Genomic DNA, 25,968 nt, shown 5'->3' on the forward strand with positions numbered 1-25,968 from the left:
GGGCCGCTTTTTTTGATCCTGTGGTCGTGCCGCGGATTAATTATTGTGATATTTATCACGCTATCGCATTATGCGCTCTTCGGAGTACTGTGTTCAGAGGACAGAATGGAAAACACAAATAAGGTCGTTAAATCCACCGTTGCCAGCCTGATTGCCGCAATATTGCAATGGGTATTGAATATTGGTCTGATCACCCTGGCCATTATCCTGGCGATTTTCTTAGGAAAAGAAACATTACACCTGGCAAATGTGTTATTTCATACCGGGGAGGAGTCTTCCTCGTACCTGCTGATTGAAGGCATCGTGATTTACTTTCTGTATTTTGAGTTTATTGCGCTGATCGTTAAATATTTTCAGTCAGGTTTCCATTTTCCGTTGCGCTATTTTATTTATATCGGCATTACTGCCATCATTCGTTTAATCATTGTTGACCATAAAGACCCGCTGGATACGTTATTCTACTCCGGTGCGATCCTGATTCTGGTCGCCACATTATGGCTGGCAAATACGAAACGGCTGAAGCGGGAGTAAACCGGTTCGTCCTGTCGCCCCGGTCGGACGGATTTCCGGGGCTTTACACAGAACACCCTGCTTCATCAGCGCGAGTCTGTTATAGTTCAGCCCTGAAATGCTCTGCGTTCTTTCCGGCAGCGCAGAGGAGTATTCACCGGCTTTCTGAGAGTAACAATGTCTGCACAGGAATTGCACAAGCTGTATCAGCTACAGTGGTTACCACTGTCTTCTCCGAAACTCACCCCTGAGATAGCTGACTGGCTGTCAGAAGAAACCTCGATGACCGTGCGTCTGGAACGTTATTGTCGCGAACTGACGGTGAAAGTCGTCAGAGAAGGTTTTGTCGGCAGGCAGGCATTGCTCGGGCATGAATCCGGCTATTCCGGTTTTGATAACGAGAACCGATTCTGGTTACGCGAAGTGATTCTGTACGGAGATGGTCATCCCTGGCTGGCCGGGCGAACTATTTTACCGGAAGATACTCTGAGCGGGCCGGAAAAATCCCTGATGAGTCTGGGGGAGTCCCCGCTGGGACGTTACCTGTTTTCCTCTCCCTTACTGAGCCGGGATTTTATTGTCCCGGGACACAGCGACGATCTCCGGGGGCGGTATTCATTGTTACGGCTCTCAGGAAAACCCCTGATATTAACCGAGCTATTTTTGCCACATTCACCCCCCTATACATCCCGGGCGAAAGGATAACCAACCCCGTGCAGGACACCATGAAAATCACCAAATTCCAGGCCTATCAGCGCCTGATGCGTATCGATAACCCCATAGGGACAGTGCTGCTGCTCTGGCCGACGCTCTGGGCCTTGTGGCTCTCGGGGAGGACATTGCCTCCTTTTAAGGTGCTGGTCGTCTTTGTGCTGGGCGTGATTGTGATGCGTGCCGCAGGTTGCGTGATCAATGATTATGCTGACCGGAAAGTCGATGGCCATGTAGAGCGTACCCGGCAGCGGCCTTTACCTGCCGGGCTTATCAGCGAACGTGAAGCGAAAGGTCTGTTTGTGGCACTGGTGCTGGTGGCATTTCTGTTGGTGCTTACCATGAGTGGTATGACCATTCTGCTTTCGGTGGGCGGCATCCTGCTGGCCAGTGCTTATCCTTTTATGAAACGTTATACACACCTGCCGCAGGTGGTGCTGGGGGCGGCTTTTGGCTGGGCTATCCCGATGGCATGGATGGCAGTGAGTGGGGACTTACCTCTTTCCTGCTGGCTGGTATTCCTGGCGAATGTTTGCTGGACAGTGGCCTACGATACCTTTTATGCCATGGTGGATCGCAATGATGACCTTAAAATCGGGGTGAAGTCGACCGCGATCCTGTTCGGGAAATATGATTGCCTGATTATTGGCGGGCTTCAGATCGCGACCCTGGCACTGCTGGCGCTGGCGGGCCGGTTATTACACCTGAATGGCTGGTATTATTTGTCGTTAGTGGTCGCTGCCGGTTTCTTTATCTATCAGCAACGTCTGGCGATCGGCCGGGAACGTCAGGCCTGTTTTCGCGCCTTCCTGAATAACAATTATGTCGGACTGGTGATTTTTGTCGGTGTGGTACTCAGCACACTGCCTTTTATTAATCTGATGTAAGCGTCACGGCTTTGCAGTAAAAAAAAGGGCGTTCCTCAGGAACGCCCTTTTTAATGGCCAGGGATCGGATCAGGCAGAAGGTTCTGCCTCAGATTCAATGGCATTCTCAATGGTCTGGCGAACATCGCGGGTCGTCAAATCCAGTAATATCTGACGCATGCCCCGGGTTTTTTCCGGTTCGGCATCATCTTTATCACTGATATAGCCTTCATCACGCAGAGTGAGTACTAACCCCGTGAATACAGCCTTATCGAAGAACTCCGGCGCATTGATACCGTGAAGCACCGATAACCGTTGTGCCAGGGTACGGCTTTCTTTCTCAAGTGTTCCGCGATTAATCGTCGGCTTGGCATTCAGGATGGCAACGGTGATCGCGTAGCGTTGCAGCGTCTCCCGCACTCCTGCGGCCAGTAAGCCGAGCACCCGATGGCGTGCCGGCTGAACAGAATAGTGTTCACCGTCCTGAGTGATCAGCGACTGATTGACCAGCTCTCCGCACAGACTGTCCAGCACTTCCGGTAACTCCGTCTTATCCCAGCGAAGGAATAATTCACTCCTGAGCATCGGATAAATCAGGGAAACCTGACGCAATAATTCCTCTTTATGCAGTGTGCCATGTTGCTGAATGATGGCGGCGATCAGGGAAGGCATCACCAGCAGATGCAGAATATTATTGCGGTAGTAGGTCATCAGTACCGCCTGCTCTTTTGGCAGAATAATCATGTCACCGATATTATCCTGCTCGGTGGTGAACTTATTCATGCTCATCGCGTGATCAAGCAGGGCCTCAACGCTCATATCCGGCACAGTACTGCCTTCGGAGTACGGAACATTACGCAACAGACCGGTATAACAGGTCAACTGCTCAAGCAATTGTTCACGCGTCAGCGAGCGTTGTGGTGATGCCAGTAATGCCGTGACACAGAGGTTCATGGCATTCGCGGCACCGGCGTTATTAATACGGACCATAATCTGTTGTGCGACATCATTGACGACCGGGGTCATCCATGCCGGACGCTGTGATTCTATCGGGTCGATAGAATCACGCCACTCAGGAACATGGGTATTCAGGTAACTGACCAGCGGCAGAGGTTCACCAAAGTTCACATAACCCTGACCGAGGTTACGCAGCTTACGGAGCCCGCGCAGCATCTGCAGCAGACTCTCTTTCTCTTTGGTGGCACCGCGCAGCTCTTTAGCGTAAGTGGCCACTTCCATCACATGCTCGTAACCGATATAGATAGGTACCAGGGTGATAGGACGATTCCCGCCGCGTAACATTGCCTGCAGGGTCATCGTCAGTGTCCCGGTTTTCGGGTCGAGCAGACGCCCGGTACGGGAACGGCCACCTTCGACAAAATATTCAACCGAGTAACCACGGCTGAACAGTTCACCCAGATATTCACGGAAAACGGTGGAATAAAGCTTATTACCTTTAAAGGTCCGTCGGATGAAGAACGCCCCGAGATGACGGAAAATCGGTCCGGCAGGCCAGAAGTTCAGGTTGATACCGGCCGCGATATGCGGAGGAACCAGTCCCTGATGATAGAGCACATAAGAGAGCAGCAGATAATCCATATGACTGCGATGGCAGGGCACATAGACCAGCTCATGGCCGTCCTGGGCTAGCTGGCGGATACGTTCGCCCCCGCTGACATTGATCCCTTTATATAACCGGCTCCACAGCCAGCCCATGACGCGGTCGGTAATGCGGATAGCTTCGTAGCTGAAGTCCGCCGCGATTTCTTCCATCATAGCGACGGCATTTTTCCGGGCCATCTCGTGAGAGATTTTCTTACTGCGGGCCTCGTCCTCAACAGCTTTCGCAATCGCTTTGGATTGCAGCAGCTTGTTGAACAGGTCCTGGCGGGCCGGCAGACGCGGGCCGACGGCAGCCAGACGCTGGCGGGAAAAATGAATATGAGCCACCCGTGACAGCTTCTGGGCTATCGACTGGTCGGTGCCGTGCTCATCGGCCATCTGGCGTAAGGACATTTTAGGGGAGAAGCGGATAAAGCTATCCCGTCCCAGCCAGAGAATGGCGCAGAATTTCTGTAACCCGTTGAGTTCACGGAGTAAAGGTGCCTGCGTCCCCTGTGTCTCTTTGCCCGGAGCCCGGCCAAACATCACCGATACTGGCACCAGCTGGACATCCAGCGCCGGATTGTTCCTGTGCAGATCCAGGTAATCGTGGAAAATCTTCACGGTTTCCTGATTCGGGGTGAAATAAGGTAATAACCGCGGACCGTCATGAATAAACACATGACGCGGTAGCAGACTGCCGTCGATTTCCAGAGGTTCTAACGGGTCGGGCAGATCATGCTTCAGGCATTCGGTACGGAGTGCCAGCAGATCTGCTTTGGAATCATACGGAAATACATAGATAATAGGGCGGGTAGGGTCCAGACCGAGTTCGGTCACAGGATCGCCCGGGATCACCTTGCTCTTTACCAGCAAAGATAATGGAATACTTAGTAATTTATAATAAAGTTTACGCCAGCCTGACATAGATAAATCCGGAGCCTCTTTTGATAGCAAAGCGGCGCAATCATACCAGAAACTGCAAAGAAGATCTGTGGCCAGGTGCACTATTGAAAATTAACAGGAGAACGGCCGATGGCAGGAAGGACAACGGGATGGCGGCGGCTGGTGAAGGCCACCGGCTATTCATGGCAGGGGCTGCGGGCCGCCTGGCGGCATGAGGCGGCCTTCCGCCAGGAAACCGTAGTGACTATCGTGGCAATAGTAATTGCCGGCTGTCTGGATGTGGATGCAGTTTCACGCATTCTGCTGATTGGATCGGTCGTACTGATTATGATCATCGAAATTATCAACAGCGCGATAGAAGCCGTGGTTGATCGTCTTGGCCCGGAAATACACCCCTTATCCGGCCGGGCGAAAGACCTGGGATCGGCCGCCGTATTGCTGGCGATCCTGCTGGCGGTGTTTGTCTGGGGAACAGTGCTCTGGCAATGGTGGTCGCTGGCGGGATAATGACCGACAGTTGTTTGTTTTATGACGGTTTTTGGTTTTCATTTATGAAAGACCTGTATATACTCACAGCGACTGTATAAACAACCAGGGGGCGGGATGAAAGCATTAACCAGCAGGCAGCAGCAGGTCTATGACCTGATTCGCGACCATATTCAACAGACGGGTATGCCGCCGACACGTGCGGAAATCGCTGCCCGCCTCGGTTTTCGCTCCCCGAATGCGGCAGAAGAACACCTGAAAGCTCTGGCACGTAAAGGTGTTATTGAAATCGTGTCCGGTGCCTCACGGGGCATCCGCCTGCTGATGGAAGAAGAAACGCCGGAAGGTCTGCCGCTGATCGGCCGGGTTGCCGCCGGTGAACCTCTGCTGGCCCAGCAACATATAGAAAGCCACTATCAGGTCGATCCGGGACTGTTTAAGCCGGGTGCCGATTTTCTGCTGCGCGTCAGCGGGATGTCGATGAAAGATATCGGTATCATGGACGGTGATCTGCTGGCGGTCCATAAAACCCAGGATGTCCGTAACGGGCAGGTGGTGGTCGCCAGAATCGATGACGAAGTCACGGTGAAACGCTGGAAAAAACAGGGGAATACGGTACAGTTATTACCTGAGAACAGCGAATTCTCTCCGATTGTGGTAGATGTCCGCGAACAGAGCCTGACGGTTGAAGGACTGGCGGTCGGTATTATCCGCAACGGAGAATGGCTGTAACTGACGGGCCGTTGTCCGTCAGCCGGCGACCGGGAGATCTGACTTCCGGTTGTTAAGATTCACCCTGCACCTTATTACAGTACGCTGATCGGCTGCTGCCGCAACCGGCGTTTGTCCGCCGGAAATCCTCTCCCGTCCGGCGGAGACACTGCGCTCTGTCAGGAAAACCCATGTCTTTTTTGAATACCACCGATAAAAAACTCTGGCGACTGGCATTACCGATGGTGTTATCCAACATTACGGTTCCGTTGCTGGGACTGGTGGATACCGCGGTGATCGGACACCTGGACAGTGCTATCTATCTGGGCGGGGTGGCTATCGGCACCACGGTCACCAGCTTCCTGTTTATGCTGCTGCTTTTCCTGCGTATGAGTACCACGGGGATGACGGCTCAGGCATGGGGAGCCGGCGATTCAGCAGCCCTCGCCAAAGCCCTGGCTCAGCCCCTGATCATGAGTGTGGCGGCCGGGCTTCTGTTTATTGTGGTACGTGACCCGGTCAGCCAGCTGGCCAGCGGATTTATCGGCGGTGATGCCGGTACGCTGGAACAGGCACGTGTTTTTATCCGTACGCGCTGGCTCAGTGCGCCAGCGACCTTCGCGAATCTGGTGATCCTTGGCTGGCTGCTGGGTGTTCAGTATGCCAGGGCTCCGGTGATCCTGCTGGTCGCCGGTAACCTGGTGAATATTTTGCTGGAGGTGTGGTTTGTTCTGCACCTGCATCTGGGAGTCCGGGGAGCAGCGGCCGCTACCGTGATCTCTGAATATGTCTCGCTGCTGGTCGGTGTGCTACTGGTGTTGCAGGTTTTCCGGCGGCGTAGGATGTCTGTCCGTTTACTGCTGGAAGGCTGGCGCGGCGATATCAGACGTTTGCTGGGCCTGAACCGCGATATTCTTCTGCGGAGCTTACTCCTGCAGATCTGCTTTGCTTCTCTGACCTTCATCGGTGCCCGGATGGGGGCTCAGGTCGTTGCGGTGAATGCGTTGCTGATGATGTTCCTGACTTTTACCGCCTATGCGCTGGATGGATTTGCCTATGCGGTGGAGGCGGTTTCCGGAGAAGCCTACGGGGCGCGTGAAGCCGGAAAATTGCATGAAGTCTGGTACGCCTCCTGCCGTCAGGCCGGTATTGTCGCTCTGCTTTTTTCGCTGGTGTATGGGCTGGCCGGGCAATACATCATTGAGATGATGACCTCATTACCTTCCCTTCGCCAGTTGGCTGACCATTATCTGATCTGGCAGGTCATTCTGCCTCTGGCAGGTGTCGGCGGGTATTTACTGGATGGTTTGTTTATCGGTGCCACGCGCGGACGGGAAATGCGTAACAGTATGGCGATTGCCGCGGCAGGCTATGGCCTGACATTGTGCAGTGTTCCCTGGCTGGGTAATCACGGGCTTTGGCTGGCGCTCTGTGTCTTTATGCTACTGCGGGGGATCACACTCTGGCATTGCTGGCAGCAGCATCAGCGCAGGGGAACCTGGTTTGATCACTGACCCGTCACTGAACCCCGGGGAAATTAGCGGCCGGCCCGTTTTTTAACTTCGCTGCTGTGGTCGTGCTGGCACTGTTCCTGATTATCACAGGCCGCGATCTCAGCACATTTCACGCACAGACCATGGGCTTCAATCACACTGTGGCGCAGCAGAAAGCCCGCCTGCTTTGCCTGGGTGACGATCAGATGTTCCACCCCTTCAGCATGACGCTCGCTCACCGATGCACAGTTATCGCAGACCAGCATAACCGAGGTATGAGACGGGTGTTCAAAGTGCGGGCATACCACATAGCTGTTATTAGAGGCGACCCGGTGAATAAACCCCTGCTCCAGCAGAAAATCCAGCGCACGATAGACGGTCGGTGGCTTGGCCTGCGGCTCACTGATGCGCAGTTTATCCAGCAGATCATAGGCGCTGATGGCCCCCTGTTCTTCGGCCATCAGACGTAACACTTCTGCGCGCTGGGGCGTCATACGTACCCCACGTTTCAGGCAGAGACTCTGTGCCTCGGCAAGAATCTGAGCGGGAAGTTGCTGTTGCATGATGGCTTTCTCCAACGAATAGTCTGCGGTAACGGGCTATCTTAGCATGGCTGGCGCTTTAATGCTGATCCTGTATGGCGAAGTGCGACAGGCGACGGAAAGCGGTCCCTGCCGGCGGGGGGCCCTGATTCCGTGACATGGCGGAAGCTGTGCGGTCACCCCCGGACTGCCGTTTTTCTATGCTATAGTAGGGCATGCTTTTGTCCCTTTTTTCAGTCCTTCCTGTCACGCCCGGGTGCGAACGGGGGCTGTTTTACCTGATGATATAAAGAAAAATGCACGAAAATAAAGAAACCTCCAACCTGCACCAGACCTCTCAACCGCAGGCCGTATCGCCTGAATACCTTGCCGGGCGTTTTTCCGTCGCGCCGATGCTCGACTGGACCGATCGTCATTGCCGCTATTTCCACCGTAAACTGACCGGCCAGACGTTGCTGTATACCGAGATGGTAACCACGGGCGCAATCATTCATGGCAAAGGCGATTATCTGGCGTATAACGACGCAGAACATCCTGTGGCGTTACAACTGGGCGGCAGTGACCCTGTGGCACTGGCACAATGTGCCCGGCTGGCAGAGCAACGGGGCTATGATGAAATCAACCTGAACGTGGGTTGCCCGTCTGACAGAGTGCAGAATGGCCGTTTCGGTGCCTGCCTGATGGGGGAAGCGGCGTTAGTCGCGGACTGCATTAAGGCGATGCGTGATGTGGTGTCGGTCCCGGTGACAGTGAAAACCCGTATCGGCATCGATGAGCAGGACAGCTACGCGTTCCTGTGCGACTTTATCCGTACCGTGGCAGAGCAGGGCGGATGTGACTCCTTCACTCTCCATGCCCGTAAAGCCTGGCTGTCGGGCCTGAGCCCGAAAGAAAACCGTGAGGTTCCGCCGCTGGATTACCCGCGGGTTTATCAGTTAAAGCGTGATTTCCCGCATCTGACGATAGCGATTAACGGCGGAGTGAAGACCCTGGAAGAAGCCAAAGCTCACCTGCAACATGTGGACGGGGTGATGATGGGGCGTGAAGCCTACCAGAACCCGGGGATCCTCGCTCAGGTGGACAGTGAGATTTTCGGCAGCACGTCGGCCAGTCCGGATCCGTTTGAGGTGGTGCGCTCGATGTATCCGTATATAGAAGCAGAACTGAGCCAGGGCACGTATCTGGGACACATTACCCGCCATATGCTGGGGCTGTTTCAGGGGATCCCGGGGGCCCGTCAATGGCGCCGTCACCTGAGCGAAAATGCGCATAAAGCCGGGGCCGATGTCCGGGTGGTAGAGCAGGCGCTGTCACTGGTCGCTTCCCGTTAAGTCCGATGCCGGGGAGATCCCCCGGTAATATTCCATACCGCGAATTACGCCAGTTCCTGGTTTTTTTCACCCCTTCAGCGGGCAGTAATTTTTCAACATTTCATTGTTATTCATTGAGTTATCGGGATGGCATGATTCTTGTATTGGTCATAGCAGACGTGTTTATCGCTAACTTATTCTCCTGTGATGGAAGAGGTATCATGGAATTCTTCTTTGTGATTGGTTTTTTTGTGGTGTTGTTACTGACCGGCGTCTCGGTGATCGGCGTACTGATCGCGTTATTTGCCGGTGCAGTGCTGCTGATGTTCTCCGGTTTCTTATTGCTGGCGATTAAACTGCTCCCCTGGTTACTGCTGGCGGTCGCGGTCGCCTGGATCTATCAGACCTTTATTGCGCCGCCATCGTCGTCTCCGGTCACACGCCGCTTTGATAAAACCATGGCTAAAATCAACCGGATGAACAGGCGCGGGTAAACGGCAACCAGGGGCGGGACTCAGTTTCTGACGTCAGGCCGCGGAAATGTGAATTACCCCGTATTTTCGGCAGACCGGTTCTGCGATGATACCGGTGTGCTCTGGCGAATAGCTGTCGCTCTGTCCCTACACAAGTACCAAAAATAATAAAAAAATAAGGGCTTCCTGCGGGAAGCCCTTTTCTGTGCATTACACGGGACCCGGTTCAGGGGATGAGCAGGCAGGAACCACGGGTAGCACGGCTTTCCAGTTGCTGATGGGCAAGGGCGGCATCTTTCAGAGCAAACTTCTGGTTTTCCGGGACCTCCGTCTTAATGGCTCCGCTGGCCAGCAGAGTAAAGAGCTCGTGGCTTGCAGCATCCAGTTCCTCTGGCGTGGTAATGTAACCAAACAACGACGGACGGGTGACAAACAAAGAGCCTTTGCGGGTGAGGATCCCCAGGTCCACACCGGTCACCGGACCTGAGGCATTGCCAAAGCTGACCATCAGGCCTCGGCGTTGCAGACAATCCAGTGAGGCTTGCCAGGTATCTTTCCCTACCGAATCATAGACGACCGGCACTTTCTGACCGTCAGTCAGTTCGCTCAGGCGGGCGGCAATATCTTCCTCGCGGTAGTTAATCGTCGCCCAGGCCCCTGCCTGACGGGCCGCCTCTGCTTTTTCCGCCGACCCGACAGTCCCGATCAGTTTCGCTCCCAGGGCCTTTGCCCACTGGCAGGCAATCAGTCCGACGCCCCCGGCGGCGGCATGAAACAGAAAGGTTTCTCCGGCCTTAATCTGATAGGTCTGGCGCAGCAGATACTGGACCGTCAGCCCTTTCAGGAAAGAAGCCGCGGCCTGCTCAAACGAAATTGCGTCCGGCAGGATCGCCAGCCTGTCCTCGTGAACAATATGGCTTTCACTGTAGGCTCCGGCCGCTGACTGCGCGTAGACCACCCGATCGCCCGGCGAAACCCGGCGGACGGCCCGGCCGGTGCTCACTACGATCCCGGCGGCTTCGCTACCGAGACCTGCGGGCAGGGAAGGCGGCGGATAAAGTCCGCTGCGAAAGTAGGTATCGATGTAATTGATACCTATTGCTTTATTTTCCACCACGACCTCATGATCGCCGGGTGCCGGCGGTGTAAATGAAGTCCACTCCAGGACTTCCGGCCCGCCGTGGCGGCGATACTGAATCCGGTTTGACATAGCAGCTCCTTGAAATCGTCTGGTTTGCCCGGGACAGGGCGACAATGCAGGTAAAAAAAAAGTATACTGTGACGCCCCTTGTTTAACACTGGTAATGACATTCACTATGGCAGGAAAGACACCCGCGAACAAATCCAACGAATCCCGTGATCGTCAGATGGAAGGCGTGAAGATGCCCCCCCACTCTGTCGAGGCAGAGCAGTCCGTTCTCGGGGGATTAATGCTGGACAATGAACGCTGGGATAATGTTTCCGAGCGAGTGGTGGCTGGCGATTTCTACAGCAGACCACACCGGCTGATTTTCTCAGAGATGCAGCGCTTGCTGGAACTCGGTCAGCCCATCGATCTGATCACCCTGTCAGAATCCCTGGAAACCCGCGGAGAGCTGGACATGGTCGGGGGGTTCGCCTATCTGGCGGAGCTGGCCAAGAATACCCCGAGTGCGGCGAATATCGGTGCCTATGCGGATATTGTGCGCGAGCGTGCCGTTGTCCGTGAAATGATCTCGGTGGCGAATGAGATAGCAGATGCCGGTTACGATCCTCAGGGACGCAATAGTGAAGATCTGCTGGATCTGGCGGAATCCAGCGTGTTTAAGATCGCTGAAAAACGGGCGAACAAAGAAGACGGTCCGCAAAATATTGAGCAGGTTCTGGAAGCGACCATCAACCGTATCGAATCACTGGTTGGCACGCCACATGACGGGGTCACCGGGGTTGATACCGGTTACCAGGATCTGAACAAAAAAACCGCCGGCCTGCAGGGATCCGATCTGATCATCATCGCGGCCCGTCCTTCGATGGGTAAAACGACCTTTGCCATGAACCTGTGTGAGAATGCGGCGATGGTTCAGGATAAGCCGGTACTGATTTTCAGTCTGGAAATGCCCAGTGAACAGCTGATGATGCGTATGCTGGCCTCGCTGTCCCGTGTCGACCAGACGCGTATCCGTACCGGTCAACTGGATGATGAGGACTGGTCGCGTATTTCCGGCACCATGGGCATTCTGCTGGAAAAGAAAAATATGTATATCGACGACTCCTCCGGTCTGACACCGACCGAGGTGCGTTCACGTGCCCGACGTATTTTCCGTGAAAATGGCGGCCTGAGCATGATAATGATCGATTACCTGCAACTGATGCGGGTACCGTCGTTGTCTGATAACCGTACCCTGGAAATTGCAGAAATTTCCCGCTCACTGAAAGCGCTGGCAAAAGAGCTGAATGTGCCGGTGGTTGCTCTCTCCCAGCTGAACCGTTCACTGGAACAACGTGCCGACAAACGACCGGTCAACTCCGATTTGCGTGAATCCGGATCCATTGAGCAGGATGCGGACCTGATCATGTTTATCTACCGGGATGAGGTCTACCACGAAAACAGTGATCTGAAAGGGATTGCAGAAATTATTCTGGGAAAACAGCGTAACGGCCCGATCGGCACCGTCCGTCTGACATTTAATGGCCAGTGGTCACGGTTTGATAACTATGCCGGCCCGCAGTACGACGACGAATAACGACGCCAGTGGCCTAATAACTTACTTTCACCGCAATGCAGCGTCTGTCTGCTTTTTTGTCAGTCCGGGGAACGGAGCACCGTATGGATCGTATTGATGATCACGATATTCACATCCTGAGGTTATTGCAGACTAACGGGCGTCTAACCAATCAGGAACTCAGCGAACTGGTCGGGCTGTCGGCGTCCCAATGCTCACGACGTCGTATTCAGCTGGAACAGACCAGCAAGATCCTCGGCTACTATGCCAGACTGTCACCCGAGGCGTTGGGGCCGGAGATTACCGGTCTGATAGAAGTCCGGCTGATGAATCATACCCCCGATTATGTGGACGATTTCCATCGTCGTATTATTAATGATCCTTCAGTTATCGATGCCTATAAAACGACCGGGGATGCCGATTATCTGTTAAAAGTGACGGTTTCCGACCTCAACTCTCTGAGCACACTGATCAGTCAGCTGGTGGCTGGCTATCAGAGTGTGGCGCACGTGAAGACCTCAGTCGTGCTGAACCGCATCAAAGAAGGCGGCCGGATACTGAATACCCCCGGCGAATCCGCATAAATTTTTCCGCAAGACCGTTCCGGATCGTGCGTTTTATCTCAAATAATGCATAAATAGTGCGTCGGAGTGGTTTGTGATGCATGTTATGCCTTTTGCCGGCATGCCTGCACACCTCTTTCACCGCACCGGTATTTTCATGAACACAGTAATGTGACCCTTTCTGATTGCCGGAAAGGGCTTTTTTGTTCTGACTGACTGTTTTGTTACGGGGGGAATATGTCATTAATGAAAACCGCTGACGCGGAGAAAATTCCGCACAGCCTGGCAGAAGATGCACTGGCCATACTGTTCGGTACCTTACTTGTTTCGTTCGGGATTGTGATGCTGAAACAGGCGGGCGCGTTGACCGGCAGTACGGCGGGTATCGCTTTTTTAATCAGTTATATTTCACCCTTATCCTTCGGTGCCGCCTTTTTTCTGATTAACCTGCCATTTTACTGGCTGGCGGTGAAGCAAATGGGCTGGGAATTCACCCTGAAAACCTTCAGTGCGGTCGCGCTGGTTTCGCTGTTTACGCATCTGCATCCATTATTTATTCACTTTTCGTTGCTTAACCCTTTCTATGCTGCCCTGTTTGGTAATATTGTGATGGGCATGGGGTTCATTGTGTTATTCCGGCATAAAGCCAGCCTGGGAGGCGTGAATATTCTTGCGCTCTGGCTTCAGCAACGGATCGGACTACGGGCAGGAAAATTACAAATGGCGGTGGATACCTGTGTGGTGCTGGCGTCTTTGTGGGTCGTGTCTTTACCCATGTTGCTGGCGTCAGTCTGCGGTGCTGTGATACTGAATCTGATTATTGCGATGAACCACCGTCCCGGTCGCTACAGTGTGTAAGCCTGCCTGCGACCCTTTACATTGATTAATGATGGAGAAGTCCACTGTGTTCCAACATGTCGATGCCTATGGCGGCGATCCTATCCTCACTTTGATGGAAAAATTCAAAGAAGACCCTCGGGCAGAGAAAGTGAACCTGAGTATCGGTCTCTACTATAACGAACAGGGAATTATTCCTCAGCTTCAGGCCGTTGCAGAGGCCGAAAAGCGCTTACAGGGCACGTCCGCAGAGGCTTCGCTCTACTTGCCGATGGAAGGGATGACCGCCTATCGCCAGGCTATCGTTGAGCTGTTATTTGGCACGCAGGCGCCGGCCGACCACGATCGTATTGCCTGTATTCAGACACTGGGCGGTTCCGGTGCACTGAAAGTGGGTGCGGACTTCCTGAAAGCGTATTTTCCGCACTCTGACGTCTGGGTAAGCGACCCGACCTGGGAAAACCATATCGCGATTTTCTCCGGGGCAGGCTTCAATGTGCATCGCTATCCGTGGTATGACGCCTCTACGGGGGGAGTGAATTTCTCTGCCTTTATTGATGCCATCAGCGCACTCCCGGAACGCAGTATTGTTCTGCTGCATCCTTGCTGCCATAACCCGACCGGTGCCGACCTGACGCCGGCACAATGGGATCAGACCCTCGACGTGCTGAAATCACGTCAGCTTATCCCGTTTATGGATATCGCTTATCAGGGCTTCGGTGCCGGGGCGGAAGAGGACTGTTACGCTATCCGCGCAGCGGCGAAAGCCGGATTGCCGGCCCTGGTCAGCAACTCCTTCTCGAAAATATTTTCACTGTACGGTGAGCGCGTCGGTGGCTTATCGGTTCTCTGTGAAAGCAGTGATGAAGCGGGTTGTGTGTTGGGTCAGCTAAAAGCCGCGGTGCGTCGTAACTATTCAAGCCCGCCGACGCACGGGGCAAAACTGGTGATGACCGTGCTGAATGACAGCGGATTACGTGCACAGTGGCTGGCTGAGCTGGAGGCCATGCGTTTACGTATCCTGGAGATGCGTCAGGCCCTGGTTGAGACCTTGAGTCAGGCATTGCCGGGCCGTGATTTCAGCTATCTGGAGAAGCAGCGTGGGATGTTCAGCTATACCGGACTGAACGCACAGCAGGTGGACAGATTACGTGAAGAGTTCGGTATCTATCTGATAGCGAGTGGTCGCATGTGTGTCGCCGGGCTTAACCGCAGCAATATTCATCGTGTTGCGGAAGCTTTTGCCGCAGTGATGTAAGCCTCTGTCAGGGTCACCGTATCCTCTGCACAACCGGTGCGGTGACCTGACTGAACATTCTGTGCGGCCAGCAATTCTCTGCTGCCGGGAGCGCTGGCTGATCTTCTGGCTGTTTAAGAGATTTTCGGCACTCAAAGGTAATTGATATCAGACGATTATAACGTGCCCGTCATATACTGCGCTTCGCCATAACCAAAGCTCCAGTCACCTTTGTTATTGCTGATAAATGAGATCATCAGGTCATTCCCTTCAATCCCACAGACGGTGCGGAGTTCTTCTGCCAGTCGTTTCATAAAGAACTGTTTTTGCTCATCGCTGCGCGGGCTGGTGAAGACCCGGAGCATCACGAATTTTTCACTGCGTTCAAAGCCGAGTCCGGTATCCTGGAAGACCATCTGCCAGGCTTTATTTTCATGAACAATCTGATAACGGTCACGTTCAGGGACGCTGAAGGCTTCCAGTACGACCTTATGCGCCGTATCCAGCAGTGTTTTGACTTCTTCTTCGCTACGACCTTCAATAATATCAAACTGTAGTAATGGCATTTCTCTTCTCCTGAACGGTTGAGTTTTAGTATTCTGGCCCGTAAATGGCGGAAGAAAAAGCGCTGTCAGTGAAATGATTGTTTAACAGGGTGAACAATAGTGATGAAAAAGAGCCATGCCGACGCATTATGGGTTCATCTGCACTGGCTGATTGTACTGGCCGAACAGCAAAGTTTTACCCGTGCGGCTGAACAGCTGGAGGTCAGCAAAGCGGCGGTCAGCCAGAAGATAAAACAACTGGAAGCCCTGGCCGGTGTGTCGCTGGTACAGCGAACGACCCGCAGTGTACGCCTGACGGAAGCCGGTAAAAAGCTGGTGGAGGAACTGCGTCAGCCTTTTGAACAGATTGAACAGCATTTTAATGCTCTCCGGGATGCCAGCGGACCGCTGCGTGGGGTTATCCGCGTGACAGCACCGGTGGCCTTTGCCAGGCAACAGTTGCTTGAACCGGTACGACAGTTTTTGCGTCAGTATCCGGAGGTTCGTATTCAGCTTGAAGTCTCTGATCAGCTGTTATCGCTGGCCAGTGAAGGCTATGACCTGGCTATCCGCCATAGCCATCGGGTGCCGGACACCCATGTAGTGTTGCCCCTGTGCGATACCAAAACCGTGCTGGTCGCCGCCCCGGGGTACCTGAGGCAAGCGGGCAACCCGCAGCATCCGCAGGATCTGGTCCGCCACGATTGCCTTTACTATCCGCGGGGGAATGAGCTTCCGCACTGGAAACTTAGCCATCCTCAGACAGCCGGGGCTGTTTCTGTCGCAGTTAAAGGCGGGTTTGCCACCAATAACAGCGAATCGATTCGTGATGCCGCGATCAGTGGCCTGGGGATTGCGATGTTACCCGATTTCAGCGCGCGTGCGGCGCTGGCCAGCGGACAACTGCTACCGGTACTGGAAGACTGGCAGGTTGACGGCGGATTTGCGGATAAAATCTGGCTGGTACGGCCTTATTCGGCCCGGGTTCCGCGGGCGGTCACTGTCTTCAGCCACTGGTTGCAGGAGTGTTTCCAGGCGCAGCGACACCCGGCAGGATAACGGCGTATACCCTCGGGGGAAGGCGACCGATAGCGTTATCCGGCGGCCATTTTTTCGAACACTTCGGGATAGCGTGACCCGGCAATATTTTCGGGACGGAAAAATAGTTTATAGCTGATAATACCGGAGTATGATTGGTTAAGTAATATACAGGGAGAACAGAATGGACGCGGCATTCCCAGATATGATGCGCTCAGGCGGGAGAAATAAAGCCTGGGCTGAAACAATGATTAACCTTGAAGCCAGAAAGCTGGTTGATACTGCTAACAGACTTTCCGCCTGTCACCTTCAGGACGGTCTTACCCGAATTAATTTTATTCAGGAAATAAAATATGTTGTAGAGCAGCAATTTGCTGCAGCCCGGCGCGCGGAATCAGATGACGAATGCATAGCGTGCATCAAAAATCTGAGAGCAGAGACCGAAAACCTCGAAGAACAGAGCCGGATGTTACGTATTAAGACGGCAAAACTTTATGCCAAAGTGGAGTTCGTCCGGGAAAATAACAAAATTGCAGGTTATGTGATTTCTGCTGTTCATATTGTGGTATCAGGTGCAGCATTGTTTGGCGGAATGATCATGATGTCGACAATGACTCCTATTGGAGTGCTTGCCGGAGCAATACTTTTCGTTGACGGTATCAATGGGATCACAAAAGAGGCCAGCTATCTTCGTTATGGCGATCAGTTCAAGTCAGAGGGAATATTTGCAGACAGTTCTAAGGAAGCTGCTAAGTATATGGGTTTTAAACCTGAAGCAGGGCTGGCATTTTATAATGCAGTTACGCTAAGTGCCAGTGTCTATAGTATTTTGGGCCTGGCAAAAAAGCCCGAGGCCTGGCGCTTATTCAGATGGATTTCCCGGGATTATTACCGGAAAGTTGAAACCATAAGCAGAACAAAACTCACGATGAAAATAGTAGGTTATGGTGTAAAAGCAAAGGTCATTTTTGACCTTTTGGGCACAGATAACTCCTGCACCTAACGTCGATGAAGTCTTTGATAACGCCAACATTTATAGGCTAGCACTGGCGGTTGTACAAATATCGCCACCGCAATAGCGCAAAGCAGCCCGACTGAGCCAGAGAAAAGGATTTCGGCTGAACCAAACAGAACCAGCAAAACGAATACGGTAAGGCAACCCGCGACTACAGACAGGGCTATGACAAAGCGATTCGCCAGATCCCGAAGGGTATCACCCATAGAACGCCCGAAATTTTCCACATTGCTTTTAATTTTCAGGACATCGGAAGGACTGAAGCCGGACTTCAGCAGTGTTTCTTCGCTGACTTTCATGAATTTTCATCCCTAAAATTCATCAGAACATCACCGGTCAGCTTACCCAAAATCGGGTGATAAATCACCACCTGAAAACCCGGTTTTGACACCGATGATTTTATAGACAGGTTTATGCCCTTATCATGGTTTGCACGATTGGATATAAAACCCTTATCTGTCGTTGTCTTTTCCACTTCATACCCATAGATTATTACCGAAAAGTCAGCAGGTTAAGTCGTCCGAAGCTCACCATGAAAATAGCCGGATACGGCGTTAAGGCTAAAGTTATTTTTGATCTGATAACAATTACTGATCGCCCTCACTCCGGGTAGTATATTGATACCGCCAGGCTTTAAACGCGAGTCTGGCGGGCGTTAAATACCAGATAAGTGGCAATCCTGCCATTAACGCAAAAGCCAGAGAGAGTGTGTTATTTTTTGTCGATAAAAGAGAGGTCAGCGTCAGAATGACAAAGGCAACAAGGGTTATCCATTTAGCGACATTAAATCGTTTTGCTAAATCCTGAATTGCTTCATCGGGAGTACCCCCGAAATTTTCCACATTGCTTTTAATTTTCAGGACATCGGCAGGACTGAAGCCGGACTCCAGCAGTGTTTCTTCACTCACTTTCATGAATTTTCATCCCTAAAATTCATCAGAACATCACCGGTCAGCTTACCCAAAATCGGGTGATAAATCACCACCTGAAAACCCGGTTTTGACATTATCCGGCACGCCAGCAGATGCGCCCGGTATGACGCGCGTTTATCGGTTTTTTTCTGTCCTCAGCGCCGCACCCGGCAGGGCTAAGCAGACGGCGGTGTAGCATGCTGGCAGCCTGGCTGCCAGCATAAGTGGCTCAGATAATTCAGGCCGCGGTGCTGTTTCTCAATGTATTGATATCAATAACAAAACGGTATTTTACGTCGCTTTTCAGCATCCGTTCATAGGCCTCATTGACCTGTGCAATATCGATTAGCTCAATATCGGAAATAATATTGTGCTGCCCGCAGAAATCGAGCATCTCCTGGGTTTCGGCGATCCCGCCGATCAGTGATCCTGAGACACTGCGACGTTTAAAAATCAGGCTGGCGATGTCGGGGGCCGGATGGTTATGCTCAGGGACACCCACCAGCGTCATATTCCCGTCCCGCTTCAGCAGATTAATAAAGGGCGTCAGATCATGGGTGGCCGCGACCGTATTAAGAATAAAATCAAAACTATGGATGTGTGCTTCCATCTGTTGCGGATCTTTAGAGATGACGACTTCATCTGCCCCCAGGCGTTTACCGTCCGCAATTTTTGAGGCAGAGGTGGTAAACAGAACGACTTTTGCGCCCATGGCATGAGCAAGTTTGACTCCCATGTGTCCCAGTCCTCCCAGGCCGACGATCCCGACTTTCATGCCCGGACCGACTTTCCAGTGTTTCAGTGGGGAGTAGGTGGTGATCCCTGCGCATAACAAAGGAGCGACGCCTTTAAGATCCAGATGCTCCGGCACTTTCAGGACAAAGTCTTCGTGCACCACGACCCCGGTCGCATAGCCGCCGAAGGTTATTTGATCATCAACGCGGTCTCTGGCGTTATAGGTGGCGGTAAAGCCTTCTTCACAATACTGTTCCACCCCTTCTTCACAGCTTTCACAATGGCGGCAGGAATCGACCATACACCCTACACCGACCAGGTCACCGATGCTGAATTTATGGGTCTTTGCACCTACAGCCGTGACGCGGCCGACAATTTCATGGCCCGGTACCATGGGGAAAATACTGTTGCGCCATTCATTGCGGGCCTGGTGCAGGTCGGAATGGCAGACGCCACAGAATTCAATTTCTATCTGAATATCGTGGTCACGTAGCTGTCGGGGTTCATAACTGAAGGGGGCAAGGGGAGAGTTTTCGTTCTGCGCGGCGTAAGCATGGATAATCTTCATCATTTCTCCTGTCAGACAGATCACAGATAACCCCCGGCGATAATACCGGGAGTGAGGAACCTGAAATAAGGATAGTCAGAGATACGGCTGAGGGACACCGCCGATCGCTGTGAATCCCCCCGGGCCTGACCCTTTTCAGGATCAGGTCCGGCACGGAAATTACTGCAACGTTCTGATGTTACACAGATTTTAGTAATGGTTTCAGGAAGCGGGCGGTATGTGACGCGTCACATTCTGCAATAGTTTCCGGGCTACCGGCGACCAGAATTTCGCCTCCGCCACTGCCGCCTTCCGGCCCCAGGTCGACTATCCAGTCTGCGGTTTTAATGACATCGAGGTTATGTTCGATAACCACAATGGTATTCCCCTGGTCCCGTAACTGATGGAGCACGGCCAGCAGTTGCTGGATATCCGCGAAGTGCAGGCCGGTGGTCGGTTCGTCCAGAATATACAGCGTCTGACCCGTCCCGCGTTTAGACAGCTCACGCGCCAGTTTCACCCGCTGCGCTTCCCCGCCCGACAGCGTGGTCGCCGACTGACCGAGACGGATATAGGACAAGCCGACATCCATCAGGGTTTGCAGTTTACGCGCCAGCGCCGGTACCGCTTCGAAAAAGTCACGGGCTTCTTCGATGGTCATTTCCAGCACTTCGTGAATGCTCTTGCCCTTGTATTTTATCTCCAGTGTTTCGCGGTTATAGCGTTTACCCTGGCACTGGTCACAGGGGACATAGATATCCGGCAGAAAGTGCATTTCCACCTTAATCACCCCATCTCCCTGACAGGCTTCGCAGCGTCCGCCACGCACGTTAAAACTGAAACGGCCCGGCGTATATCCACGGCTGCGGGCTTCCGGCACGCCGGCAAACAGTTCACGTACCGGAGTGAAAATCCCGGTATAGGTCGCCGGGTTGGAACGCGGTGTCCGGCCGATCGGGCTTTGATCGATGTCGATGACCTTATCGAAATGCTCCAGTCCTTTAATATCACGGTACGGCGCCGGTTCGATGACGGTGGCCCCGTTTAACTGGCGCTGTGCCAGTGGGAACAAGGTGTCGTTGATCAGGGTAGATTTCCCGGAACCGGACACCCCGGTCACACAGGTAAACAGACCCACTGGCAGCGTCAGCGTGACATTCTTCAGGTTATTGCCGCGGGCGCCGGTCAGGGTCAATACCTTATCCGGCGACCCTTTTACCCGTTCGGCCGGGACTTCAATACTGCGCTTGCCGCTAAGGAATTGTCCGGTAAGGGAGTCCTCATTGGCCATAATCGCGTTAACATCCCCTTCCGCGACGACCTGACCGCCATGAACCCCGGCACCGGGGCCGATATCGATCACATGGTCAGCGGCGCGGATAGCATCTTCGTCATGCTCGACCACAATGACGGTATTCCCCAGATCACGCAGGTGCACCAGGGTACTCAGCAGGCGTTCATTATCACGCTGATGTAAGCCGATTGAGGGTTCATCCAGCACATACATCACACCGACCAGCCCGGCACCGATCTGGCTTGCCAGACGAATACGTTGTGCTTCACCCCCGGAGAGGGTATCCGCAGAGCGGGAGAGTGACAGGTAATTCAGACCGACATTGACCAGAAAGCTCAGACGTTCGCTGATCTCTTTTAAGACTTTTTCGGCAATTTTTGCCCGCTGACCTTCCAGTTGCAGCTCATCAAAGAAAGTTGTCGCGTGACCGATACTCATCTCTGAAATTTCCGGTAACGTTGTTTCTGCGACAAAGACGTGGCGTGCTTCTTCCCGCAAACGGGTGCCATGACAACTGGTGCAGGAGCGGTTACTGATATATTTTGCCAGCTCGTCCCGGACGGCATTGGATTCCGTCTCTTTGTAGCGGCGCTCCATATTATGCAGCACCCCTTCAAACGGATGACGACGTACAGAGGTGTCTCCGCGGTCATTCACGTATTTGAATTCGATGTTTTCTTTACCGGAGCCGTAAAGAATGACCTTTTTGACCTTGTCACTCAGGGTATTAAACGGCGCTTCCACATCGAACTCATAATGTTCGCCCAGCGAGCGCAGCATCTGGAAATAATAGAAATTACGACGGTCCCAGCCACGGATAGCACCGCCGGCCAGCGAGATATCTTCATTCTGTACCACGCGCTGCGGGTCAAAAAATTGCTGTACCCCCAGGCCGTCACAGGTCGGGCACGCCCCGGCCGGGTTATTAAAGGAGAACAGACGCGGTTCCAGCTCACGCATACTGTAGCCACAGACCGGACAGGCAAAGTTCGCTGAGAACAGTAACTCCGCGACGCTGCTGTCATCCATATCGGCGACGATGGCTGTGCCGCCGGAGAGTTCGAGTGTCGTTTCAAAGGATTCCGCCAGCCGGGTGGCCAGATCATCACGTACTTTGAAACGGTCGACAACGACCTCAATGGTGTGTTTCTTTTGCAGTTCCAGTTTTGGCGGATCAGACAGGTCACAGACTTCACCGTCGATCCTGGCCCGGATATAGCCCTGCGCGGCCAGGTTTTCCAGGGTTTTACTGTGCTCACCTTTACGGTCTTTGATGACCGGTGCGAGCAGCATCAACCGGGTGCCTTCCGGCTGCTGCAACACCTGGTCGACCATCTGGCTGACGGTCTGGGCCGCTAAGGGTACATTATGTTCAGGGCACCGCGGTTCACCGACCCTGGCAAATAACAGGCGCAGGTAGTCATGGATTTCGGTAATGGTACCGACCGTCGAACGCGGGTTGTGTGAAGTCGACTTCTGCTCAATAGAGATGGCCGGCGACAGCCCTTCGATATGGTCGACATCCGGCTTTTCCATCAGTGATAAAAACTGACGGGCATAGGCGGATAATGATTCCACATAACGGCGCTGACCTTCGGCATACAGTGTGTCAAATGCCAGCGACGATTTGCCAGAACCTGATAACCCGGTGACAACGACCAGCTTGTCGCGAGGGATAATCAGATTGATGTTTTTCAGGTTATGGGTGCGGGCACCCCGTACTTCTATCTTATCCATTCACCTTTCCCGGAGTATCAGCGTCGTCCATGCCTGCTGAGGAGACATGGGGAGAATCAAACGAACCATTATGGCATAAAAAATAAACTGATTAAATATCCAGTAGTCTGACGAAAGAACCGGTCACCGGCAGAGGCAGGTCAGTCCCGGACGTACTTATCTGTTTTTCGTCAGTGACTGTCTTTTACTATAGATGATTTATGTCAGCCTGCCGTGTTGTGGGGTGTGGTGCACGGCTGTCTGGAGGAATTTCCGGCAGAAAAAATCCCGCCGGCTGTTTTTTTGAACAGTCCGGGCAGGGGAGCATCGGGGTTTGCGGCGTCCGCCCGGGGCGCAGGGTGAGATGCGTGACATTACGGCTGGAAAGCGGTTCGAAAGTATCACTATCGGTACGTGACGTGATATGATTTACCGCTTAGACTTTGAGTAATTATTCTTCAGGAGAGACCTCTATGGCCAGTCGCGGCGTTAACAAAGTGATTCTTGTCGGGAATCTGGGACAGGACCCGGAAGTCCGTTATATGCCAAATGGTGGTGCGGTTACCAACATTACACTGGCCACCTCTGAAAGCTGGCGTGACAAGCAGACCGGTGAAAACAAAGAAATTACCGAATGGCACCGTGTGGTTCTGTTCGGCAAACTGGCTGAAGTCGCCGGTGAGTATCTGCGTAAAGGTTCTCAGGTTTACATCGAAGGTCAGTTACGTACCCGTAAATGGCAGGATCAGGGTGGCCAGGACCGTTATACGACCGAAGTGGTTGTTAACGTTGGTGGCACCATGCAGATGCTGGGTGGCCGTCAGGGCGGTAACGGCGGAGCACCTGCCGGCGGGCAGGGGAATAATAATGGCTGGGGTCAGCCACAGCAGCCGCAGCAGTCACAGGGCGGTAACCAGTTCAGCGGCGGCGGTTCAGCACCGGCAGCACGTCCGCAACAGAACAGCGCCCCGGCCAGCAGCGAACCACCGATGGATTTCGACGACGATATCCCGTTCTGATCATCGTCTGATCAAAGCGATTTTGTCTGTCGATAAGGCCCCGTAACACGGGGCTTTTTTTATGCCATAAAAAGCGGTTCTGTCCGGCCACCCTTTTGCCGGAGATACGGCGGTCACCCGCCGGGTTTAAGACAGATGCCCGCGGATCACCACTTCCAGGTCTTCAGGGACCTCGTTATAAGACAGCACAAACAGCTCACGTGAAAATGAACGGGCATAGCGTGCCAGCAGTGGCCGCAATGCCGGCGGGACGATCAGTACCGGAGGCAGATTTTCGGCTTTCATCTGTTCGGTGATCAGCGGCATATTGGTTTGTAACTGCGTTAACAGATGCGGATCCAGCGGCACGTTATCCAGCTCTTTATTGCCTGCCGCCTGCTGGGCGCGTAGCAGTAACTCTTCTAAGGCATCACTGAGGGTAAATACCGCAAACTGCCGGCGATCCTTATTGATCCCGTGGACTATCTGACGACGAAGGGCGTAGCGGACATCGGCGGATAACAGCAGCGGATCTTTGGTGATCTGGTGCCCGGCGAGCAGTGCCGTCGCAATGGTGACAATATCCTTCAGGCTGACATTGTCGGTCAGTAACTGACGATAAATACGTAACTGTTGGGTGTAATTCAGTGCTGCATTTAAGTCTTCACTTAACCGGGGCGCGGGCTGAGCTAACCGGCGATGCAGTGCCGTAATATCATCGTACTGAAAAAGCTCCGGCAGATACTGCTTCACCACTTTATTCACATGCGTTGCAATCACGCTGGCGCAATCGACTACCTGATATCCGAAGCGTAGTGCCTGGCTTTTCTGTGCCGGATCAATCCAGATAGCGGACATGCCATAAGCGGGATCGGTCCCGAGGATCCCATCCAGTTCGCCATAGACTTCACTGCTGGCGAGCGCCATCAGCTTATCGGCATGAACTTCTCCCAGCGCGGCACGGACACCATGGATCATAATACTGTACTGCGTGGGTTTCAGGCGGAAGTTTTCACGCACCTGAATTTCCGGCAGCAGCATCCCGCTACTCTCGGAAAGGACCTGCCGGACGCCGGTGATGCGCTGAGACAGTAAGCCGCCCTGGTGTTTGTCGATCAGGCTGACCAGCCGGTAGCCCAGGTTAAGCCCGACCGGCTCGGTCACGGAGAGGCTTTCCCAGTGCAGCTGAGGGACTTCCGGCTCCAGCGCCTTCTCCACCACCTCCGTCGCGGACTGGCTGGCTGCCAGAACACGTTTTGACTGACGCCATCCGGCAAAACTCAGTAAAAGCGCAAAGCTCAGGAAGGCGATATGCGGCATGCCGGGAACGAGGGCCATGGCCAGCATAATGCCGGCGACGGTATACAGGATCGCGGGCTGGGCCAGCAGCTGTTGACGCACTTCGTGGCGGATATCCTGACCATCACTGACCCGGGTCACGATGATCGCGGCCGCCGTTGACAGCAGTAACGAAGGCAATTGCGCGACCAGACCATCCCCGATCGTCAGCAGGGCATACTGCTGAAAGGCATGACCGGCATCCAGATGGTGTTTAAATATGCCGATAGCCACGCCGCCGACCATATTGATCACCAGAATCAACATACCGGCGATCGCATCACCCCGCACAAACTTCGAGGCACCATCCATCGACCCATAGAAGTCAGCCTCGCGGGTCACTTCAGAACGTCGTTCGCGGGCCTGGGCCTGAGTAATGATCCCGGCGTTAAGGTCGGCATCGATGGCCATTTGTTTGCCTGGCATGGCATCCAGCGTAAAGCGTGCGGAGACCTCGGAAATACGTTCCGCGCCTTTGGTGATCACCACGAAGTTAACGATCATCAGGATCACAAAAACGACAAATCCGACCAGGAAGTCTCCGCCAATCACGACCTGACCGAAGGCTTCTATCACTTTCCCTGCCGCCCCTTCGCCTTCCTGTCCATGCAGCAGCACAACCCGCGTTGAGGCGACATTCATGGACAGTCTCAGCAGCGTGGTGATCAGCAGCAGTGTCGGAAAGATACTGAAATCGAGGGGCCGTTGCGCATTGACGGAGACCAGCAGGATCAATATTGCCAGCACAATATTAAAGGTGAACAGGCAGTCCAGTATCAGCGGATCTAACGGCAAAATAATCATGGCCAGCACTGCCATTATCAGCAGTGGCAGGCCCAGCGGCAGCGCTTTGCCGCGCCGGAGCCAGTGAGTCAATGGCAA

The 25,968-nt window shown here is 53.5% G+C and carries 24 protein-coding genes; 15 read left to right on the plus strand and 9 right to left on the minus strand.

Annotated features, from left to right (window positions below; all coding sequences use genetic code 11):
- Nucleotides 1-105 precede the first annotated feature (105 nt).
- From psiE to ubiA, 3 genes are all read left to right on the plus strand, one after another.
- Nucleotides 106-531 carry a phosphate-starvation-inducible protein PsiE gene (gene psiE / locus ABD035_RS00145; RefSeq protein WP_343866700.1) on the plus strand — a complete coding sequence of 142 codons (426 nt, stop codon included), beginning with the start codon at nt 106-108 and terminating at the stop codon, nt 529-531.
- A 156-nt stretch (nt 532-687) separates the two neighbouring features.
- Nucleotides 688-1,215 carry a chorismate lyase gene (gene ubiC, locus ABD035_RS00150; protein ID WP_343866702.1) on the plus strand — a complete coding sequence of 176 codons (528 nt, stop codon included), beginning with the start codon at nt 688-690 and terminating at the stop codon, nt 1,213-1,215.
- 20 nt (nt 1,216-1,235) lie between these two features.
- Nucleotides 1,236-2,108: a 4-hydroxybenzoate octaprenyltransferase gene (gene ubiA / locus ABD035_RS00155; RefSeq protein ID WP_425579695.1), complete on the plus strand. Its 873-nt coding sequence runs from the start codon at nt 1,236-1,238 to the stop codon at nt 2,106-2,108.
- A gap of 69 nt (nt 2,109-2,177) precedes the next feature.
- On the opposite strand, the gene plsB is transcribed toward ubiA, so the two are convergent.
- Nucleotides 2,178-4,616: a glycerol-3-phosphate 1-O-acyltransferase PlsB gene (plsB, locus tag ABD035_RS00160; RefSeq protein WP_343866706.1), complete on the minus strand. Its 2,439-nt coding sequence runs from the start codon at nt 4,614-4,616 to the stop codon at nt 2,178-2,180.
- A gap of 108 nt (nt 4,617-4,724) precedes the next feature.
- On the opposite strand from plsB, the gene ABD035_RS00165 reads away from it, so the two are divergent.
- The 3 genes from ABD035_RS00165 to dinF all read left to right on the plus strand — a co-directional run bounded on the left by ABD035_RS00165 (nt 4,725) and on the right by dinF (nt 7,306).
- A complete protein-coding gene (locus ABD035_RS00165) occupies nt 4,725-5,102 on the plus strand; it encodes a diacylglycerol kinase (protein WP_343866708.1) in 378 nt (125 codons plus the stop codon).
- A 96-nt stretch (nt 5,103-5,198) separates the two neighbouring features.
- Nucleotides 5,199-5,813, plus strand: coding sequence for a transcriptional repressor LexA (lexA, locus tag ABD035_RS00170; protein WP_212715193.1), 615 nt, complete (start codon nt 5,199-5,201; stop codon nt 5,811-5,813).
- A 170-nt stretch (nt 5,814-5,983) separates the two neighbouring features.
- Nucleotides 5,984-7,306: an MATE family efflux transporter DinF gene (gene dinF / locus ABD035_RS00175; RefSeq protein WP_343866711.1), complete on the plus strand. Its 1,323-nt coding sequence runs from the start codon at nt 5,984-5,986 to the stop codon at nt 7,304-7,306.
- Nucleotides 7,307-7,329: 23 nt separating this feature from the next.
- On the opposite strand, the gene zur is transcribed toward dinF, so the two are convergent.
- Complete coding sequence (gene zur / locus ABD035_RS00180) at nt 7,330-7,848, minus strand: zinc uptake transcriptional repressor Zur (RefSeq protein WP_212715195.1); 519 nt, start codon at nt 7,846-7,848, stop codon at nt 7,330-7,332.
- Between the two features lie 275 nt (nt 7,849-8,123).
- Between zur and dusA the strand changes: the two genes are divergently transcribed.
- On the plus strand, nt 8,124-9,158 hold the full coding sequence (gene dusA / locus ABD035_RS00185) for a tRNA dihydrouridine(20/20a) synthase DusA (protein ID WP_343866714.1): 1,035 nt from the start codon (nt 8,124-8,126) through the stop codon (nt 9,156-9,158).
- 200 nt (nt 9,159-9,358) lie between these two features.
- Nucleotides 9,359-9,631 (plus strand): envelope stress response protein PspG, encoded by a 273-nt coding sequence (pspG, locus tag ABD035_RS00190; RefSeq protein WP_343866716.1) that lies wholly within the window; start codon nt 9,359-9,361, stop codon nt 9,629-9,631.
- Nucleotides 9,632-9,836: 205 nt separating this feature from the next.
- Here pspG and ABD035_RS00195 read toward each other — a convergent pair whose 3' ends face one another.
- Entirely contained in the window at nt 9,837-10,820 is a 984-nt protein-coding gene (locus tag ABD035_RS00195) for a quinone oxidoreductase (RefSeq protein ID WP_343866718.1), read from the minus strand.
- A gap of 106 nt (nt 10,821-10,926) precedes the next feature.
- Here ABD035_RS00195 and dnaB point away from each other — a divergent pair, with 106 nt between their 5' ends.
- The 4 genes from dnaB to ABD035_RS00215 all read left to right on the plus strand — a co-directional run bounded on the left by dnaB (nt 10,927) and on the right by ABD035_RS00215 (nt 14,970).
- The gene (dnaB, locus tag ABD035_RS00200; RefSeq protein ID WP_212715198.1) at nt 10,927-12,333 is read left to right on the plus strand and encodes a replicative DNA helicase; all 1,407 of its coding nucleotides are present in this window, start codon (nt 10,927-10,929) and stop codon (nt 12,331-12,333) included.
- 83 nt (nt 12,334-12,416) lie between these two features.
- The gene (locus ABD035_RS00205; protein ID WP_343866720.1) at nt 12,417-12,896 is read left to right on the plus strand and encodes an Lrp/AsnC family transcriptional regulator; all 480 of its coding nucleotides are present in this window, start codon (nt 12,417-12,419) and stop codon (nt 12,894-12,896) included.
- A 225-nt stretch (nt 12,897-13,121) separates the two neighbouring features.
- Complete coding sequence (locus tag ABD035_RS00210) at nt 13,122-13,733, plus strand: YitT family protein (RefSeq protein ID WP_212715209.1); 612 nt, start codon at nt 13,122-13,124, stop codon at nt 13,731-13,733.
- A gap of 46 nt (nt 13,734-13,779) precedes the next feature.
- On the plus strand, nt 13,780-14,970 hold the full coding sequence (locus ABD035_RS00215) for an amino acid aminotransferase (protein ID WP_343866722.1): 1,191 nt from the start codon (nt 13,780-13,782) through the stop codon (nt 14,968-14,970).
- 155 nt (nt 14,971-15,125) lie between these two features.
- On the opposite strand, the gene ABD035_RS00220 is transcribed toward ABD035_RS00215, so the two are convergent.
- Entirely contained in the window at nt 15,126-15,515 is a 390-nt protein-coding gene (locus tag ABD035_RS00220) for a tautomerase family protein (protein WP_025900971.1), read from the minus strand.
- A gap of 102 nt (nt 15,516-15,617) precedes the next feature.
- Here ABD035_RS00220 and ABD035_RS00225 point away from each other — a divergent pair, with 102 nt between their 5' ends.
- Both ABD035_RS00225 and ABD035_RS00230 read left to right on the plus strand, forming a co-directional pair.
- Complete coding sequence (locus ABD035_RS00225) at nt 15,618-16,553, plus strand: LysR family transcriptional regulator (RefSeq protein WP_343866726.1); 936 nt, start codon at nt 15,618-15,620, stop codon at nt 16,551-16,553.
- A 163-nt stretch (nt 16,554-16,716) separates the two neighbouring features.
- Nucleotides 16,717-17,535: a DUF4225 domain-containing protein gene (locus tag ABD035_RS00230; protein ID WP_343866728.1), complete on the plus strand. Its 819-nt coding sequence runs from the start codon at nt 16,717-16,719 to the stop codon at nt 17,533-17,535.
- On the opposite strand, the gene ABD035_RS00235 is transcribed toward ABD035_RS00230, so the two are convergent.
- The 4 genes from ABD035_RS00235 to uvrA all read right to left on the minus strand — a co-directional run bounded on the left by ABD035_RS00235 (nt 17,532) and on the right by uvrA (nt 22,771).
- The gene (locus ABD035_RS00235; RefSeq protein ID WP_343866730.1) at nt 17,532-17,846 is read right to left on the minus strand and encodes a hypothetical protein; all 315 of its coding nucleotides are present in this window, start codon (nt 17,844-17,846) and stop codon (nt 17,532-17,534) included. The two genes, ABD035_RS00230 and ABD035_RS00235, sit on opposite strands and share 4 nt — an antisense overlap.
- Before the next feature lie 288 nt (nt 17,847-18,134).
- Nucleotides 18,135-18,461, minus strand: coding sequence for a hypothetical protein (locus ABD035_RS00240; protein ID WP_343866732.1), 327 nt, complete (start codon nt 18,459-18,461; stop codon nt 18,135-18,137).
- A 235-nt stretch (nt 18,462-18,696) separates the two neighbouring features.
- Complete coding sequence (locus tag ABD035_RS00245; protein WP_343867281.1) at nt 18,697-19,761, minus strand: NAD(P)-dependent alcohol dehydrogenase; 1,065 nt, start codon at nt 19,759-19,761, stop codon at nt 18,697-18,699.
- Between the two features lie 178 nt (nt 19,762-19,939).
- Nucleotides 19,940-22,771 (minus strand): excinuclease ABC subunit UvrA, encoded by a 2,832-nt coding sequence (uvrA, locus tag ABD035_RS00250; RefSeq protein WP_212715207.1) that lies wholly within the window; start codon nt 22,769-22,771, stop codon nt 19,940-19,942.
- A gap of 452 nt (nt 22,772-23,223) precedes the next feature.
- Here uvrA and ssb1 point away from each other — a divergent pair, with 452 nt between their 5' ends.
- Nucleotides 23,224-23,769, plus strand: coding sequence for a single-stranded DNA-binding protein SSB1 (ssb1, locus tag ABD035_RS00255; protein ID WP_029990506.1), 546 nt, complete (start codon nt 23,224-23,226; stop codon nt 23,767-23,769).
- A 126-nt stretch (nt 23,770-23,895) separates the two neighbouring features.
- On the opposite strand, the gene ABD035_RS00260 is transcribed toward ssb1, so the two are convergent.
- Complete coding sequence (locus ABD035_RS00260) at nt 23,896-25,968, minus strand: flagellar biosynthesis protein FlhA (RefSeq protein WP_343867283.1); 2,073 nt, start codon at nt 25,966-25,968, stop codon at nt 23,896-23,898.

Source organism: Tatumella terrea (assembly GCF_039523755.1).
Classification (GTDB): domain Bacteria; phylum Pseudomonadota; class Gammaproteobacteria; order Enterobacterales; family Enterobacteriaceae; genus Tatumella; species Tatumella terrea.

Excerpts from the sequence above, each read along its gene's own strand:
- ABD035_RS00240 (WP_343866732.1), bottom strand. The coding sequence starts at position 18,461 with ATGAAAGTGAGTGAAGAAACACTGCTGGAGTCCGGCTTCAGTCCTGCC.
- ssb1 (WP_029990506.1), top strand. The coding sequence starts at position 23,224 with ATGGCCAGTCGCGGCGTTAACAAAGTGATTCTTGTCGGGAATCTGGGA.
- ABD035_RS00245 (WP_343867281.1), bottom strand. The coding sequence starts at position 19,761 with ATGAAGATTATCCATGCTTACGCCGCGCAGAACGAAAACTCTCCCCTT.
- plsB (WP_343866706.1), bottom strand. The coding sequence starts at position 4,616 with ATGTCAGGCTGGCGTAAACTTTATTATAAATTACTAAGTATTCCATTA.
- uvrA (WP_212715207.1), bottom strand. The coding sequence starts at position 22,771 with ATGGATAAGATAGAAGTACGGGGTGCCCGCACCCATAACCTGAAAAAC.
- ubiA (WP_425579695.1), top strand. The coding sequence starts at position 1,236 with ATGAAAATCACCAAATTCCAGGCCTATCAGCGCCTGATGCGTATCGAT.
- ABD035_RS00230 (WP_343866728.1), top strand. The coding sequence starts at position 16,717 with ATGGACGCGGCATTCCCAGATATGATGCGCTCAGGCGGGAGAAATAAA.
- dnaB (WP_212715198.1), top strand. The coding sequence starts at position 10,927 with ATGGCAGGAAAGACACCCGCGAACAAATCCAACGAATCCCGTGATCGT.
- ABD035_RS00205 (WP_343866720.1), top strand. The coding sequence starts at position 12,417 with ATGGATCGTATTGATGATCACGATATTCACATCCTGAGGTTATTGCAG.
- lexA (WP_212715193.1), top strand. The coding sequence starts at position 5,199 with ATGAAAGCATTAACCAGCAGGCAGCAGCAGGTCTATGACCTGATTCGC.
- zur (WP_212715195.1), bottom strand. The coding sequence starts at position 7,848 with ATGCAACAGCAACTTCCCGCTCAGATTCTTGCCGAGGCACAGAGTCTC.
- ABD035_RS00225 (WP_343866726.1), top strand. The coding sequence starts at position 15,618 with ATGAAAAAGAGCCATGCCGACGCATTATGGGTTCATCTGCACTGGCTG.
- pspG (WP_343866716.1), top strand. The coding sequence starts at position 9,359 with ATGGAATTCTTCTTTGTGATTGGTTTTTTTGTGGTGTTGTTACTGACC.
- psiE (WP_343866700.1), top strand. The coding sequence starts at position 106 with ATGGAAAACACAAATAAGGTCGTTAAATCCACCGTTGCCAGCCTGATT.
- ubiC (WP_343866702.1), top strand. The coding sequence starts at position 688 with ATGTCTGCACAGGAATTGCACAAGCTGTATCAGCTACAGTGGTTACCA.
- dinF (WP_343866711.1), top strand. The coding sequence starts at position 5,984 with ATGTCTTTTTTGAATACCACCGATAAAAAACTCTGGCGACTGGCATTA.
- dusA (WP_343866714.1), top strand. The coding sequence starts at position 8,124 with ATGCACGAAAATAAAGAAACCTCCAACCTGCACCAGACCTCTCAACCG.
- ABD035_RS00165 (WP_343866708.1), top strand. The coding sequence starts at position 4,725 with ATGGCAGGAAGGACAACGGGATGGCGGCGGCTGGTGAAGGCCACCGGC.
- ABD035_RS00210 (WP_212715209.1), top strand. The coding sequence starts at position 13,122 with ATGAAAACCGCTGACGCGGAGAAAATTCCGCACAGCCTGGCAGAAGAT.
- ABD035_RS00220 (WP_025900971.1), bottom strand. The coding sequence starts at position 15,515 with ATGCCATTACTACAGTTTGATATTATTGAAGGTCGTAGCGAAGAAGAA.
- ABD035_RS00195 (WP_343866718.1), bottom strand. The coding sequence starts at position 10,820 with ATGTCAAACCGGATTCAGTATCGCCGCCACGGCGGGCCGGAAGTCCTG.
- ABD035_RS00235 (WP_343866730.1), bottom strand. The coding sequence starts at position 17,846 with ATGAAAGTCAGCGAAGAAACACTGCTGAAGTCCGGCTTCAGTCCTTCC.